Raw genomic sequence first — 14,858 nt, forward strand, 5'->3', positions numbered from 1 at the left:
CGCATCCTGGAATTCATCGACGACGAGGCTGCGGATTACAACGCGCCGGTGCTGTTTCCGGCGGAGATCGCCTGGGACCGCGAGACCGTGGACCTCCTCTGGCGGCAGATCACAGACGCATTGCCGCCCTTCGACTTCCTGTCGCTCAGCAAAATGCCGCGCGATATCGATGGGATTCCCAACCCGCTGTCGCTTCTCGGAGATCGGCCGAACGAGATTTCCTGCCACGGAAACGATCTTCGCCGGACCTGGGAGGAGGTGGAGGCGGGGGTGCCGCAGCGTAAGACGCTGATGCGCAAGATGAGGAATCTCGAAAAGCTGGCGCCGCTGGTCTTCGGGCTTGCGGAAGACGAGTCTGAGCGTCGGGAAGCGACCGCGGCCTTCATCCGCCAAAAGCAGTGGCGCTTCGAGCAGACGCTGGTTCCGGGCTTCGACGTCGATCTGGACAAGCGCGATTTCTTCGACAAGGGCACCGAGGTCTTCGCCCGTGAGGGAATGCTGAAACTTTTCTATCTCAAGTCGGGTGAGACGATCATCGCCACGATATGGGGGCTCACCGCCGGCAGGCGCTATTACGCCATCATGCTTTCCTTCGAGGCGGGCGATTGGGCGAAATTCTCGCCCGGCAGCGCGCTCTACTACCGAACCCTGCAATGGCTGCACGAGCATGGCTTCGAATGGCTGGACCTCGGGATCGGCGATGAGCCATGGAAGCTGGAAAGCTGCGAGACGACCTTTCCGCTCACGGCGAGGCAGTCCGCCGTCACGCTGAGAGGCCGTCTCTTCGCCGCAAGAGCGCGATTGATCGCGGCGCTGCGGGCGACGGCGTTGTGGCAGGCGCTGCGCCCGCTCAAATGGAAAATCCTTCGGGGCGTGCGGTAAGGCGCGGGTTAGCCACTGCGGCAAAAATTTATCTCGGAACGACACAACCCGCTTGACTATGAAGCCGGACAGGAATACCCACGGCGGCGGGACACCCTTCCCCAACGAAGGGCTTTCTATCTGAGAGGATAGCCATCATGACGAAGACCGTCACCCCGCCGGACGTGCGTCCGAATAATACCCATTTCTCTTCTGGCCCTTGCTCGAAGCGCCCCGGTTGGACGCTCGAAGCGCTTTCCGATGCACCGCTCGGTCGTTCGCACCGCGCCAAGATCGGCAAGGCGAAGCTGAAGCAGGCCATTGATCTTACCCGTGAAATTTTAGATGTGCCGGCGGATTACCGCATCGGCATCGTGCCGGCTTCCGATACCGGCGCCGTCGAAATGGCGCTCTGGTCGCTGCTCGGCGAGCGCGGCGTCGACATGCTCGCCTGGGAAAGCTTCGGCGCCGGCTGGGTCACTGACGTCGTCAAGCAGCTGAAGCTCAAGGACGTGCGCAAGTTCGAGGCCGATTATGGCCTGCTGCCGAACCTTGCCGAAGTCGATTTCGACCGCGACGTCGTCTTCACCTGGAACGGCACCACGTCAGGCGTGCGCGTGCCGAATGCCGATTTCATTCCGGCGGACCGCAAGGGCCTGACGATCTGCGACGCCACCTCGGCGGCCTTCGCCCAGGACATGGATTTCTCCAAGCTCGACGTCGTTACCTTCTCCTGGCAGAAGGTGCTGGGCGGCGAGGGCGGCCACGGCATGCTGATCCTTTCCCCGCGCGCTGTCGAACGCCTGGAAAGCTACGTTCCGGCCTGGCCGCTGCCGAAGATCTTCCGCATGACCAAGGGCGGCAAGCTCATCGAAGGCATCTTCACCGGCGAGACCATCAACACGCCCTCCATGCTCTGCGTCGAGGACTATATCGATGCGCTCAACTGGGCGAAGTCGGCGGGCGGCTTGAAGGCCCTGATCGCCCGTGCCGACGCGAACGCCAAGGTGATCTTCGATTTCGTTGCGGCAAACGACTGGATCGAGAACCTCGCGGTCGATCCGGCCACCCGGTCGAACACCTCCGTCTGCCTCAAGATCGTCGATCCGGCGGTCGCCGCACTCGATGCGGATGCTCAGGCGGCTTTCGCCAAGGGCATCGTTTCGATCCTGGAGAAGGAAGGCGTGGCGCTCGATATCGGCGCCTATCGCGATGCCCCTTCGGGCCTGCGCATCTGGGCCGGCGCCACCATCGAGGAAGCCGACATGAAGGCTCTGATGCCGTGGCTCTCCTATGCCTTCGAGACGCAGAAGGCGGCGCTCGCCAAGGCTGCCGCCTGACCGGTTCCGGCCCCGCGACAGGCGGGGCCGCATCATCCCGCTTTTAGAAGTTCGAACCTCTTTCAAGGAGCCCGTGACCAATGGCACCTCGCGTTCTCGTATCCGACGAACTTTCGGAAACCGCCGTCCAGATTTTTCGTGATCGCGGCGTCGAAGTCGATTTCCAGCCGAAGCTCGGCAAGGACAAGGAAAAGCTCGCCGAGATCATCGGCAATTACGATGGTCTGGCCATCCGCTCGGCCACCAAGGCGACGGAGAAGCTGATCGCCGCCGCGACCAACCTCAAGGTCATCGGCCGCGCCGGCATCGGCGTCGACAATGTCGATATCCCGGCTGCGTCGCGCCGCGGCATCATCGTCATGAACACGCCCTTCGGCAACTCGATCACTACCGCCGAGCATGCGATCGCGCTGATGTTCGCGGTCGCCCGCCAGCTTCCGGCAGCCGACGTTTCCACACAGTCGGGCAAGTGGGAGAAGTCGCGCTTCATGGGTGTCGAGATCACCGGCAAGACGCTCGGCGTCATCGGCGCCGGCAATATCGGCGGTATCGTCTGCAAAAAGGCGATCGGGCTCGGCATGCACGTGCTTGCCTATGATCCCTTCCTCTCCAAGGAGCGCGCCGAGGAGATGGGCGTCATCAAGGTCGAACTGGACGAGCTTCTGGAGCGCGCCGACTTCATCACCCTGCACGTACCGTTGACCGACAAAACCCGCAACATCATCAGCAAGGAAGCGCTGGCCAAGACCAAGAAGGGCGTTCGCATCGTCAACTGCGCACGCGGCGGTCTGGTCGATGAGGCAGCCCTTGCCGAAGCCATTAAGTCCGGCCACGTCGCCGGTGCCGGCTTCGACGTGTTCGAGGTGGAGCCGGCCACCGAAAGCCCGCTCTTCGGCCTGGACAACGTGGTCTGCACGCCGCATCTCGGCGCGTCCACCACGGAAGCGCAGGAAAACGTCGCCTTGCAGGTCGCCGAGCAGATGTCGGACTATCTGATCAAGGGCGCCGTCTCCAACGCGATCAACATGCCTTCGATCACGGCCGAGGAAGCGCCGCGGCTGAAGCCCTTCATCCGCCTTGCCGACGTTCTCGGCTCCTTCGTCGGCCAGGTGCAGGAAAGCCCGACCAAGGAAATCGAGATTCTTTATGACGGCGCCACCGCCAACATGAACACCAAGGCGCTGACGAGCGCGCTTCTGGCCGGGCTGATCCGCAGTCAGGTCGCCGACGTCAACATGGTTTCGGCGCCGATCATGGTGAAGGAGAAGGGCATCATCCTTTCCGAGGTCAAGCGCGACAAGTCGGGCGTCTATGACGGCTACATCAAGCTGACGGTCAAGACCGAGAACCAGGTCCGTTCGGTTGCGGGCACGGTGTTCTCCGACGGCAAGCCGCGCTTCATCCAGATCAAGGGCATCAACATGGATGCCGATGTCGGCGCCCACATGATCTACATCACCAACACGGACGTGCCGGGCATGATCGGCTTCATGGGCACGACGCTCGGCAATGCCGGCGTCAACATCGCCAACTTCCAGCTCGGTCGCGAGAAGGAAGGCGGGGACGCGATCGCGCTTCTCTATGTAGACGGCCCGGTTTCCGAAGAGGTGCTGGACCAGCTTCGCGCCAACCCGGCGATCCGGCAGGCCAAGCCGCTCGTCTTCAACGTGGATTGAGACATCCCACCTCCCCCTCAAGGGGAGGGTGGGGCGTGCGCGGCTCGCCTGTTCGACTAAACCGTCCTACCAAAGCCCGGCGCGTCTCGCGCCGGGCTTTTCCTTTTCTGTCGCCTGCGACCATTCGCACCGCTACAATTCGCATAGGTTGTATTTTTGGAACTTGGCTCCCGTTTCAAAGTTGGTTATCTACCACAACGTGAAAAATGCGATGGCGGGACTCAAATCATCAGGCCTGCATTGCTATATGAATCGGGAACGGCCGCATCCGCGGCTCAAGAGGAGAGAATGATGTTGTCATCCCTTCGGCGTTTCAAGCAGCTCTTCGCGGTTGCCGCGCTCGGGCTTGCGGTCTCGCTGACAGCCGTGGACTTCGCGGAAGCCCGTCGCGGCGGCGGTGGTTTCGGCAGCCGCGGCACCCGCACCTATTCGGCACCGCCTGCCACGAACACGGCGCCTGGCCCCGCAACCGGCATCGAGCGTTCCATGACCCCGCGTCCGCAGGGCGCGACGCAGAACGCTGCGCGTCCTAACGCGACCCAACAGCAGCGTCCCGGCGGCCTCTTCGGTGGTATCGCTGGCGGCCTGATGGGCGGCCTCCTGATGGGTGGCCTGCTCGGCATGATGTTCGGCGGCGGCTTCGGCGGCATGGCCGGCTTCCTCGGCATGCTTCTGCAGATCGCGGTCATCGCCGGCCTTGCCATGCTTGCCTTCGGCTTCTTCGGTCGTCGGCAGCAGCAGCCTGCCGGTCCGTCCGGCAATTACGGCCAGCAGCGCAACGCCGCCTATGAACCCCCGCAGCAGGGCAACTCCGGCTTCCAGATCCCGAAGATCGGCTCGCTCGGCGGTGCCGCCGCAGGCGGGGCAGGCGGATATGCTGCCGCGCCGCGTCAGGCGGGACCGGAAACGGACGAGATCGGCATCACCAATCGCGATCTCGACCACTTCGAGAAGCTGTTGAAGGACGTCCAGGCTGCCTATGCGGAGGAGGACTACGGCAAGCTGCGCAACCTCACCACGCCGGAGGCCATGTCCTACCTTGCCGAAGAGCTGGGCGAAAACGCCACCAACGGGCTCAAGAACGAGGTGAAGGACGTCCAGCTTCTGCAGGGCGACCTGGCTGAGGCCTGGCGCGAAAACGGTCAGGATTATGCGACGGTGGCGCTGCGCTATTCCAGCATCGACTACATGCGCGACCGCAATACCGGCGCGGTGGCCGAAGGCGATCCGGACAACGCGACCGAAATCGTCGAGGTCTGGACCTTCGTGCGCAAGCCCGCCAATGATTGGAAGCTCTCGGCCATTCAGTCGGCCGCCTGATTTTCCAGGAGCGTGATCGTCTTGCGGTCGCGCTCTCCGTCGTAAAATTGTTGAAGGGCTCGCTCGAAAGGCGAGCCCTTTTCGCTGACGGCCGCAAACAGCGTCATCGAACTCCTGAATTTCATATCGTCCGGCGAGCCCAGGATTTCGTGCGCCGAGCGGTCTTTGTGGGTCAGCATCGCCTCCACGCATTCGTTTAAGCGTGCGCCGAGAACCGGATGGACGAGATAGGCCCGTGCCTCGGCCTTGGAGCGGATGGCATATCTCTGCGACATCGCCGAAAAGCCGAGACCCTCCACCTGAGGAAAGACGAACCACATCCAGTGCGAGCGCTTGCGGCCGTCGCGAAGCTCCTGCAGCGCCTGGCGGTAGACCGGATGTTGTGCTTCCACGAAACGCTGGAGATCGAACTCGTCCCCGTTCGCCATGATCATGGCCTCCTCCATTCCATTTCGTTTGAAGGATAGGGCGTGATCCGAGTTTTTGGAGCGTGAGACGGGCAAATTTCCCCTCGTGGCCTTTACCATGCTGCCATGCACCCTAGCTCTCGGGCATGGAACGCTTCATCGAGGAATTCCGCAGCGATTTTGCCTGGCTGCCCGACTGGGCGGTTTCGATCGCGGTGCTTGCCGCAGCTTTCGGGCTCGGTCTCTTCATCCAGCGCCTCGGCTTCCGCATCCTGACCCGGCTCGTGGAGAATAAGGATCTCTTCTGGCGCTCGCTGGTGGCGCGCACGCGCCGGCCGATGCGGCTCGCCATTCTCACCTGGGCGCTTTCCTTCGGGGCGGCCGTAGCGCCGCTCACGGATTACCAGGCAACGACGCTGCGCCACATCCTCCTTATCGGCTTCATCATCGTCGTCGGCTGGATGGCGAAGATCGCGCTGCACATCTGGATGACGGTCTATCTGCGCCGCTTCAAGCTGGATGCGGAGGACAACCTGCTCGCCCGCAAGCATGTGACGCAGTCGCGCATCATGGAGCGGATCGCGAGCATCGTGATCGTCGCGGTTACGTTAGCGGCGATCCTCATGACCTTTCCGGCCGTGCAGCAATATGGCGTCAGCCTGCTGGCTTCCGCCGGCGTTGCCGGCATCGTTCTCGGCCTTGCCCTGCAGCCGGTGCTGAAGAACCTGCTCGCCGGCATCCAGCTTGCGATAACGCAGCCGATCCGCATCGACGACGCGCTGATCGTCGAGGGCGAATGGGGGAATGTCGAGGAGATCACCTCCACCTATGTCGTGATGAAGCTCTGGGATTGGCGCCGGCTGGTCCTGCCGCTCAGCTATTTCATCGAAAAGCCCTTCCAGAACTGGACACGCGAAGGTTCCGCGCTGATCGGCACGGTGATGATCTACCTCGATTACAGCGTGCCGGTGGCCGTCGTCCGCAGCAAGGCGGAAGAGATCGCCGCCGCCTCGAAGCTGTGGGACCGCAAGGTGGTCGCCGTGCAGGTAACGGATTTCCGGGAGAACGTCATGGAGATCCGCATTCTGGCTTCGGCCAACAATGCGCCTAAAACCTTCGATCTGCGCTGCGAGATGCGCGAAAAGCTCATCGATTTCATCCAGCGGGAATATCCCTCCGCCCTGCCGCGGGTGAGGGCTGAGGGAGCGGCCAATGGCAATGCGGCGGTCGTCGGCGAGGCGGGGCGTCACCAGTCCCTGCAGTCGTGATTGGGCTCCTCCTTGCACCGAAGCCCAATCCTTTCTATATCCTCAGCCAATTGCCTGACGGACGGCCGATACCGCCCGCGGGACCGACGTTCGCCCGGCTGCCTTGCATCGGCGGCAGAGAGACCGAGAGAGTTACTCTTGAACACGCTGGATTTTGACAAGAGGCCGGAAGACACGCGCGTTGTCGTCGCCATGTCGGGGGGAGTGGATTCCTCCGTGGTGGCCGGCTTGCTCAAACGCCAGGGCTACGATGTGCTCGGCATCACGCTACAGCTCTACGACCATGGCGCAGCCGTGCATCGCGCGGGCTCCTGCTGTGCCGGCCAGGATATCGAGGATGCGCGCCGCGTTTCCGAAACGCTCGGCATTCCGCATTACGTGCTCGATTACGAGAAGCGGTTCCGCGAAACGGTCATAAACCCGTTCGCTGAGGCCTATGCCATGGGCGAAACGCCGATCCCCTGTGTTGCCTGCAACCAGACGGTCAAGTTCGCCGATCTCCTGGCAACGGCCAGGGAACTCGGGGCTGACGCGCTGGCGACCGGCCATTACATCCGCTCGGCCCGCAATCCGAGCTCGGACAATCCGAACCGCCGCGCGCTTTTCCGCCCGATCGACAGCGACCGCGACCAGAGCTGGTTCCTGTTCGCGACCACGCAGGAGCAGATCGATTACCTGCGCTTTCCGCTGGGCGGCATGTCCAAGGCCGAGGTGAGGGCGCTTGCGGAAGAGATGGGCCTGGTCGTCGCCAAGAAGGCCGACAGCCAGGACATCTGTTTCGTGCCGCAGGGCAAGTATACGGACATCATCAACAAGTTGAAGCCGAACGCGGCGCTTTCCGGCGAGATCGTGCATCTCGATGGGCGGGTGCTCGGCCGGCACGAAGGCATCGTCAACTACACGATCGGGCAGCGCAAGGGGCTTGGGGTCGCGACCGGCGAGCCGCTCTACGTCGTCTTTCTCGACGCCCGCTCCCGCCGGGTAATCGTCGGGCCGAAGGAAGCGCTGGATACGCACCGCGTCTATCTGCGCGATATGAACTGGATCGGCGACAGCTCGCTGGAAAACGATACGAAGGATGGTTTTGCCTGCTTCGCCAAGGTGCGCTCCACGCGCCCGCCGACGCCGGCTACCCTCCATTGCGACAGCCAAGGCGTCTATGTCGACCTGCTGGTCGGCGAAGCGGGCGTCGCGCCCGGTCAGGCCTGCGTTCTCTATTCGGCGGAGGGTGCGGATGCGCGCGTTTATGGCGGCGGCTTCATCGAGCGCTCGGAACGCGCAGCGGCGGCGGAAGCCTCGCTGAAGGCGCTTCTTTCGGCGCCGGTGGCGGCCTGAAGCTGGCCGTTCCGGCGGGTTTCAGGCGGAGGCGGTTTTTCTCCGATCATATGCTTGACACAAAGCGGGGAGCGACCTTATAAGCCCCCCATCCCACGGGATCGACGCTTTGCGGACGGCCCCGTTGACCCTGTGGCGGGGTAGCTCAGGTGGTTAGAGCAGCGGAATCATAATCCGCGTGTCGGGGGTTCAAGTCCCTCTCCCGCTACCATTTTCCAGAAAATTCATCCTGCAAAGCCTTATCCGAGGTCCGGATCCTCGAAGAGGTTGATCCGCACCGTGCTTTCCGGCCCGCAGAAGATGCCGCGATTGCGGGTCACCATGTAGAAGACCCGGGCGGCACCCCAGAGCTTCTGAGACTTGAGGATGGGCCGGACCTTGGCCTGGTAGGGCCCGACGAGAAACTCGATACCATCGGCGATATCCTGGCGCGTCACGCGTTTCTCGTCGGCGAACTCGGTTCCGGGAATATTCCTGCCGCCGAGCCAGAGGTCGTCGTGGGCGACCCAGAGAAGCGTCACCACGTCGCCGGGACGCATCGTCTCATAGGGCGGAATGATGATGCGTACCCCATCCTTCGCTCCATGGTAGCGCAGCCACCCGCTGGTGTTCCTGGCCGGGAATTGGGCTTCCTGCAGCACCCTTGAAAGATCGGCCGAGGGCCCCCTGTCGAACCGTCTCGCCCCGCCGGCTGCGGCGGCTTCCTGCCGTGGTGCGCGCGAAAACCGCCTTCTCCACATTTCCCAGGCAATCTCCGCAAGACCGCGCAATTTGGCATCGGCGGCATAGAAAGCACGTATCCGGTCCATGGACCGATCCTCCTCTTCGACGGGGTCGGGATATGTCGCTCACGGTGCCGACCAGGCGGCGCGAGCTATCGGTCGGGCTGCGGCCACGCATTCCGGGCTTGCCGCACCCGCCGCCATGGACATTCCTCCCTCGCGGGCCAGCCTGGTCGACAAGGGAAGGTTAGTTGCATTCCATTTAATATGCAACAATAAATTGAATACGCAGGATGACGCGGCCAATGGTTGTGGTTGGCGTGCGATGTATTCAAGCCGTGGTTCGGGTTGGCAGGTGCTCCGGATCACGCTGTGAGATCACGAAGATTTAAGGCGAGAGGGATCATGAGAGGTTGAAGCGGCTCCGGTCCGGGGCGGCTTTCGCGTTCGGGCGGTGGCATTACCGCAGCATCAGCCCTGGGGCGGCTTGGGCGGAAGGCGAGGGGGACGGCCCGTCAAGCGATCGGAGGGCGAGGGGGCTGCCTTCTTTTCAGCCGACGCCGGTCTCGAGGCCCCGCGCGTCGGAAGTCCAAGGACCCGACTCCATTCCTTTCGGCAGATCGCCTCCAATTTCTCCTCGACTGTCATGTTCCCACTCTGTGCTTTGGTTTTCTAATTAGATACTGCTAATTCATCCCATTCAATTCACCCAAAGGATTGAGGTGGCTTCAATCGTCGCGGAACTCGATGATGTGGCGGCTGACGAGTTTCAGCGACCGGTCTGGCTGGATGATGTAGGTTTCCTCCGCCGGGCGGCCGAGTTCGTCGTTCAGCCGGTTGGTCACGGTGCTGCCGACGGGCGCCTTGGTGAGCTTCGTGCGCGGCTGCCCGCCATAGGTGATGCTGCCGGGGATCGGCTCCAGCCCTGCCTCATGCGCGGTGCAGCCGGCAAGAACCAGGATGAGAGAGATACTGACGAAAATGCTGCGCATGGCTCCTCCGTGGTCAAACTTAGGAGCCTGCGAGCAAACATCAATCTTCATGATGCCGGTTGCCGATTTCGTCTGCCGGATGTTCCAAAAAACACGCCTCGGACTATATCGATAGCATCCGCCGATCAAATCGGCGGATGCTGACTGCGGAAAATGGCCAATGTCCCATGCGCCCGGCGATTGCGGAGGATCACACGTTGAAACAGTTCGTCATCATTGCGGGTTTTGCCGCGCTCCTTTCCGGCTGCACGGCGGGTGCGGTCACCTACGGAGCGGGGCCGGACCTAGAGCCCATCCCCGGCAGCATCACCTATGGCGGACAGCCGCGCTCGCGCCTTACCCGGTCGCCGATCGGCAGCGTCGTCAATCATGAATTCCGCAACGAATTCGGCCAGCGGGTCGAGGAAAGATACATCCTCCAGCCGGATCGCAGCCTCAAGCTCGTCAGCCGCCGCGTCTATCGCGGACCGTTCTGGGATGATGATTGAGCGGTCCGTCGTCAGGTTGGTTTTCCGCCGCCCGGCTCGGCCAACTCGCGGTGCTGCTCGGCCAGCATCTCGGAGGGCGTGACATTGGCGATGGCCGCTTGAAGCTTGTTCTTCCAGCCGCTCACGACATCGCCTTCTCCCTCCATCATGGCCTCGAAGCCAATGCGGGCAACGAAAGCCGGGTCGCCCTTCTTCATCTCACCGAGCGGCATGTCGGCGATATCGGCGCGTTCGAAGAATTCGGTGTCGGTCGGACCGGGTATCAGGCAAGTGACCGTCACGTCGCTGTCCTTCAGCTCGTTACGAAGCGCGAAGGAGAAGTTGTTCAGGAAGGCCTTGGAGGCGTTGTAGACCGCCTGAAAGCTGCCGGGGACGAAGCCGGCGATCGAGCCGGTGATGAGAATGCGGCCGCGCCGCCGCTCGCGCATCTGCATGCCGATCCTGTGAAGCACGTCGAGCGTGCCGGTGATATTGGTATGGAGGGCGTGCTCGATCTCCTTGAAGTCACGGTCGAGAAAGCCTTCGCGCAGACCACGCTCGGCATTGGCAAGCAGCAGCTCGACGGGGCGGCCATCCGCGTCTATCGCAGCCATCAGCTTATCGACACCGGATTTTTGGGCAAGATCGGCCTCGACGGCGGTGATGCGTGTGCCCTCGTTCGCGAGCTTTTCGGCGGCGTCGTGGATTTCCGGCTCGTCGGCCACCGCGATGATGTCATAGCCCTCGGTGGCGCAAAGCTTCGCCAGTTCGAAGCCGATGCCGGAGGAGGCGCCTGTCACGACGGCGAGTTCGCGGATTGCGTTCATTTCACTCCTCCCCATGCCGGGTCGGCGCTTTCGCCTCGATCTCCCTTTGCCGGGATTTTCTCAAGCGATGTACAAGGTTTGAACGGAGGGCGGTTAAAATGGTTCCGGAAGCGAACAATGCGGGGCGCGGCAGAGTGAAGCACGGCGGTGGAACCGCTTGCCGCCGAGGCGGATTGAGCGATATCGCGGGCATGAATTTATCGCGTCGGGTCACGAAAGGCGGACGTCATGGCAGATGAAGCGAAATGGGCGCCGCTTTCGCCCTACAGCACCGGCGTGCGGGGGCGTTGCCCGCGCTGCGGCCAGGGACATCTTTTCGATGGCTTCCTCAAGCTGCGCCCCCGGTGCGAAGCCTGCGGCCTCGACTATTCTTTTGCCGATCCCGCCGACGGGCCGGCCTTCTTCGTGCTGTGCTTCGCCTGCGTGCCGAGCATGGCGCTCGCGGTATGGCTGGAATTGGCGTTCCAGCCGCCTTTCTGGGTTCATCTGCTGATCTCGGTGCCGTTCATGCTTGCGACCTGCATCCTGCCCTTGAGGCCGCTCAAGGGCTGGCTGGTGGCGAGCCAGTATTTCTACAAGGCAGAGCAGGGCAAGCTCGATCGCGGGACGACTGCCGCCGGCGACGAAACGCGCCCTCCGGCAAGCCGTAGCTGACGGGAAGCCGGCCGTCCGGGGCGTTCGGCATGGCCTCGCCTATGGAACATTCGGCGGCGCAAGCGGGTTGGGGAGCCATCTTCATTCCACCAGCCCACGGAGGATGCCGCCATGGCGAACTATCCCAGCCCGCCCTTTCCCGAACAGCAGCAGCCGATGCCGGGCTTTACCGGCCGGATGGACCCGGTGCCGGATCACGGCGAGCGTTCCTATCGCGGATCGGGCAGGCTTGCCGGCAAGAAGGCGGTGATCACCGGCGGCGACAGCGGCATCGGCCGGGCAGTCGCGATCGCCTATGCCCGCGAGGGCGCCGATCTCCTGATCTCCTATCTCGCCGAGGATGAGGACGCCGAGGATACCAAGCGTGTGGTCGAGGAGGCGGGCCGCAAGGCGGTGCTCGTGCGGGGCGATATCCAGGACCCGGCCCATTGCCGGGCGATCGTCGACAAGGCGGTCAAGGAACTCGGCGGTATCGACGTCCTCGTCAACAACGCGGCCCATCAGGCGACGTTCAAGTCGATCGAGGATATTGCCGACGAGGAGTGGGAGCTGACCTTCAAGGTGAACATCCATGCGATGTTCTATCTTACCAAGGCCGCCGTGCCGCACATGAAGCCCGGTAGCGCGATCATCAATACGGCGTCGATCAATTCGGACACTCCGAACCCGACGCTGCTCGCCTATGCGACCACCAAGGGCGCCATCCAGAACTTCACGGCGGGGTTGGCGCAGCTTCTGGCGGAGAAGGGCATCCGCGCCAATGCGGTCGCGCCCGGCCCGATCTGGACGCCCCTTATCCCCTCGACCTTGCCGGAAGACACGGTTAGCAATTTCGGCAAGCAGGTGCCGATGAAGAGGCCGGGCCAGCCGGCGGAACTCGCGACCGCATATGTGATGCTCGCCGATCCGCTGTCGAGCTACGTATCCGGAGCGACCATCGCGGTAACCGGAGGCAAGCCGATCCTCTGAGCCCGGTGGAGCCGCTGGCGTGAACCTCGCGCCGCCGTTACGTCCGGCGGCCGATTTCCCTTGCCAGAGGTTCGAACTGACAGTCGCCGCCCTTTTCGGCCATTTCGTTGGCGAGCATCAGGAAGCGTATCGGGAAGGCGACGGCCTTCTGGTGCGAGGCGGAGATGGTCAGCTGTCCGGCATCGGAAAGGACCGTCTGCTCGGCGCCCTGCAGCGCTTCGTGAATATCCTGATGGGTGGCCAGCCCCTTCTCCACCAACAGGCGGTTGATGGCGGCGACCGCCAGGTAAAGCCCTTCGAGCTGTGGGTTTGCGGTGTTCATGTCTCGGTCCTTTGTGTGGAAGACGGCACGAAGGATGCGGCGTTCTCGTCGATCAGCCGGGCGCCGCGCTGGCGGCTGACATAGCGCCAGGCCCATTGAGTGCTGACGAGCAGGCGTTTTTCGAAATTGACCAGCAGATAGACGTGGACGAGTGCCCACAGGTACCAGGCGATCCTTCCCTTGAGCCGCCAGGTTCCGAAGTCGAAGATCGCCGCCTTATGGCCGACGACGGCCGTATTGCCGCGATTGTTGAAACGGAAGGGTGGGCTGTCCTTTCCGTCCAGGAGCTTGCGCCGCAGCGCCTTGCCGATATAGCCGCCCTGCTGCTTGGCGACCTGGGCGAGCGCCGGCAGGGGCTTGCCGTCGTCGCTCAGCCCGAGGGCGGTATCGCCTATCGCATAGATATCCGGGTGACCGGCAATGGAAAGATCGGGCTCGACGGGAATGCGCCCGCCAGCCTTGCCCTCTATGCCGAGCCAGCCCGCCGCCGGCGAGGCCTTCACCCCCGCGCCCCAGATGACGCAGCCGGTACGGAAGCGATGCGGGCCGGCCACCACCTCATCCTTGCTGACGGATTCGACCGGAAGATTGGTCATTACCTCCACGCCCATCTTTTCCAACGCACGCTGAGCATAGGCCACCAGGCTCTCGGGAAAGGCGGAAAGGATGCGCGGCCCAGCCTCGATCAGGATGACCCGCATATGGTCCGGCTCCAGCTTGCGGAAATCCCGGCTGATCATGAAGCGGCCGAGTTCGGCAATGGCGCCCGCCATCTCGACCCCGGTCGGGCCGCCGCCGATGATGATGCTGGTCAGAAGGGCCTTCTTCTCCTCCGGATCCTGGCTGAGTTCGGCCTTTTCGAAAGCGAGAAGCAAACGCTGCCGGATCAGCCGCGCCTCGTGAATGGTCTTCAGCCCTGGTGCCGCGGCGCGCCAATCCTCATGGCCGAAATAGTTGTATTCCGAGCCGGTGGCGACGACCAGCCGGTCATAGGCGACGTCGGCGCCGTAATCGAGATGGACCGTCTTGGCGGCGGTATCTATGCCCGTCACCTCGGCCAGCATGACCTTGATATTGTGAAAGCGGCCCAGCGTTCGCCGAATCGGCTCGGCAATATCGGCCGGTGAAAGGGCGGCGGTCGCCACCTGATAGAGCAGCGGCTGAAAGAGATTGTGGTTGCGACGGTCGATGACCGTGACGTCGATATCGGTATTGCCGAGCTCGCGCGCCGCAGCGAGCCCGCCGAAGCCGGCCCCGACGATCACCACGCGCGGAGCGCCGGTCTTTTCGTCCGGTTGATCGAGTGTCTCGATGGTCGTGATCTCGCCAGTCATCCTGTCCCCGCCTCGAGCACGGCATCGCCCGTGATGCCTTTCAACATTCCACTCTGGCTAAAAGTTCCGTTCACCTCAAGCCCGGAACCTTTCGTTGACCCCGCCGTTCATTCCCACAACAGACAAGGAGAGAAGTCATGAACAGCATCGTCTGGTTGGTTGGCGCGATCGTCATCGTCATTGCGATCCTGAACCTGGTCGGCTTCGCGTGAGGCCGAATGCCGGAGGTGCCGGGTCCGTCGCCCACGAACCTCTTGGATAGAAAGGAGGCAGCCATGAACAGCATCATCTGGCTCGTCGGAGCCGTGGTCATCGTTCTTGCAGTTCTGTCGTTGCTGGGCTTCGGCTGATCGGCTGGCTGCCG

At 62.9% G+C, this 14,858-nt stretch carries 15 protein-coding genes and 1 tRNA gene; 10 read left to right on the top strand and 6 right to left on the bottom strand.

The genetic code is table 11. The features are described from left to right. From ACE04I_RS08325 to ACE04I_RS08340, 4 genes are all read left to right on the top strand, one after another. Nucleotides 1–882: GNAT family N-acetyltransferase (locus ACE04I_RS08325; RefSeq protein WP_487206975.1), on the top strand; the 882-nt coding region annotated here is incomplete at its 5' end. Between the two features lie 137 nt (nt 883–1,019). Beyond that, nucleotides 1,020–2,201 (top strand): phosphoserine transaminase, encoded by a 1,182-nt coding sequence (locus ACE04I_RS08330; protein WP_046794577.1) that lies wholly within the window; start codon nt 1,020–1,022, stop codon nt 2,199–2,201. Between the two features lie 80 nt (nt 2,202–2,281). After that, nucleotides 2,282–3,877 (top strand): phosphoglycerate dehydrogenase, encoded by a 1,596-nt coding sequence (serA, locus tag ACE04I_RS08335; RefSeq protein ID WP_046794576.1) that lies wholly within the window; start codon nt 2,282–2,284, stop codon nt 3,875–3,877. Nucleotides 3,878–4,168: 291 nt separating this feature from the next. Beyond that, complete coding sequence (locus ACE04I_RS08340; RefSeq protein ID WP_487206990.1) at nt 4,169–5,197, top strand: Tim44 domain-containing protein; 1,029 nt, start codon at nt 4,169–4,171, stop codon at nt 5,195–5,197. On the opposite strand, the gene ACE04I_RS08345 is transcribed toward ACE04I_RS08340, so the two are convergent. Then, nucleotides 5,182–5,625, bottom strand: a complete 444-nt coding sequence (locus ACE04I_RS08345) for a DUF1810 domain-containing protein (protein ID WP_046795071.1) — start codon at nt 5,623–5,625, stop codon at nt 5,182–5,184. The two genes, ACE04I_RS08340 and ACE04I_RS08345, sit on opposite strands and share 16 nt — an antisense overlap. A gap of 125 nt (nt 5,626–5,750) precedes the next feature. Between ACE04I_RS08345 and ACE04I_RS08350 the strand changes: the two genes are divergently transcribed. The 3 genes from ACE04I_RS08350 (at nt 5,751) to ACE04I_RS08360 (ending at nt 8,418) form a co-directional block, all read left to right on the top strand. After that, nucleotides 5,751–6,872, top strand: a complete 1,122-nt coding sequence (locus tag ACE04I_RS08350; RefSeq protein WP_052760399.1) for a mechanosensitive ion channel family protein — start codon at nt 5,751–5,753, stop codon at nt 6,870–6,872. Nucleotides 6,873–7,010: 138 nt separating this feature from the next. Continuing rightward, complete coding sequence (mnmA, locus tag ACE04I_RS08355) at nt 7,011–8,207, top strand: tRNA 2-thiouridine(34) synthase MnmA (RefSeq protein WP_046794574.1); 1,197 nt, start codon at nt 7,011–7,013, stop codon at nt 8,205–8,207. Between the two features lie 134 nt (nt 8,208–8,341). Continuing rightward, a tRNA-Met gene (locus ACE04I_RS08360) sits at nt 8,342–8,418 on the top strand. Between the two features lie 28 nt (nt 8,419–8,446). Here the strand turns inward: ACE04I_RS08360 and ACE04I_RS08365 are convergent. Both ACE04I_RS08365 and ACE04I_RS08370 read right to left on the bottom strand, forming a co-directional pair. Continuing rightward, nucleotides 8,447–9,016, bottom strand: coding sequence for a hypothetical protein (locus ACE04I_RS08365; RefSeq protein WP_046794573.1), 570 nt, complete (start codon nt 9,014–9,016; stop codon nt 8,447–8,449). Nucleotides 9,017–9,657: 641 nt separating this feature from the next. Continuing rightward, the gene (locus tag ACE04I_RS08370) at nt 9,658–9,921 is read right to left on the bottom strand and encodes a membrane protein (RefSeq protein WP_046794572.1); all 264 of its coding nucleotides are present in this window, start codon (nt 9,919–9,921) and stop codon (nt 9,658–9,660) included. A gap of 197 nt (nt 9,922–10,118) precedes the next feature. Between ACE04I_RS08370 and ACE04I_RS08375 the strand changes: the two genes are divergently transcribed. Next, nucleotides 10,119–10,409 (top strand): lipoprotein, encoded by a 291-nt coding sequence (locus tag ACE04I_RS08375; RefSeq protein ID WP_046795069.1) that lies wholly within the window; start codon nt 10,119–10,121, stop codon nt 10,407–10,409. 11 nt (nt 10,410–10,420) lie between these two features. Here the strand turns inward: ACE04I_RS08375 and ACE04I_RS08380 are convergent, their stop codons facing one another. Continuing rightward, nucleotides 10,421–11,215, bottom strand: a complete 795-nt coding sequence (locus tag ACE04I_RS08380) for an SDR family NAD(P)-dependent oxidoreductase (RefSeq protein ID WP_487206976.1) — start codon at nt 11,213–11,215, stop codon at nt 10,421–10,423. Between the two features lie 228 nt (nt 11,216–11,443). Between ACE04I_RS08380 and ACE04I_RS08385 the strand changes: the two genes are divergently transcribed. Both ACE04I_RS08385 and ACE04I_RS08390 read left to right on the top strand, forming a co-directional pair. Next, complete coding sequence (locus ACE04I_RS08385; RefSeq protein WP_046794570.1) at nt 11,444–11,869, top strand: DUF983 domain-containing protein; 426 nt, start codon at nt 11,444–11,446, stop codon at nt 11,867–11,869. A 111-nt stretch (nt 11,870–11,980) separates the two neighbouring features. Then, entirely contained in the window at nt 11,981–12,838 is an 858-nt protein-coding gene (locus ACE04I_RS08390) for an SDR family oxidoreductase (protein ID WP_046794569.1), read from the top strand. 37 nt (nt 12,839–12,875) lie between these two features. Here the strand turns inward: ACE04I_RS08390 and ACE04I_RS08395 are convergent, their stop codons facing one another. Both ACE04I_RS08395 and ACE04I_RS08400 read right to left on the bottom strand, forming a co-directional pair. Then, nucleotides 12,876–13,160 (bottom strand): hypothetical protein, encoded by a 285-nt coding sequence (locus tag ACE04I_RS08395; protein ID WP_046794568.1) that lies wholly within the window; start codon nt 13,158–13,160, stop codon nt 12,876–12,878. Continuing rightward, entirely contained in the window at nt 13,157–14,494 is a 1,338-nt protein-coding gene (locus tag ACE04I_RS08400; protein WP_052760398.1) for an NAD(P)/FAD-dependent oxidoreductase, read from the bottom strand. The genes ACE04I_RS08395 and ACE04I_RS08400 overlap by 4 nt, the downstream gene beginning before the upstream one ends. Nucleotides 14,495–14,858 lie beyond the last annotated feature (364 nt).

The sequence above is a fragment of the Rhizobium moroccans genome (assembly GCF_057559155.1).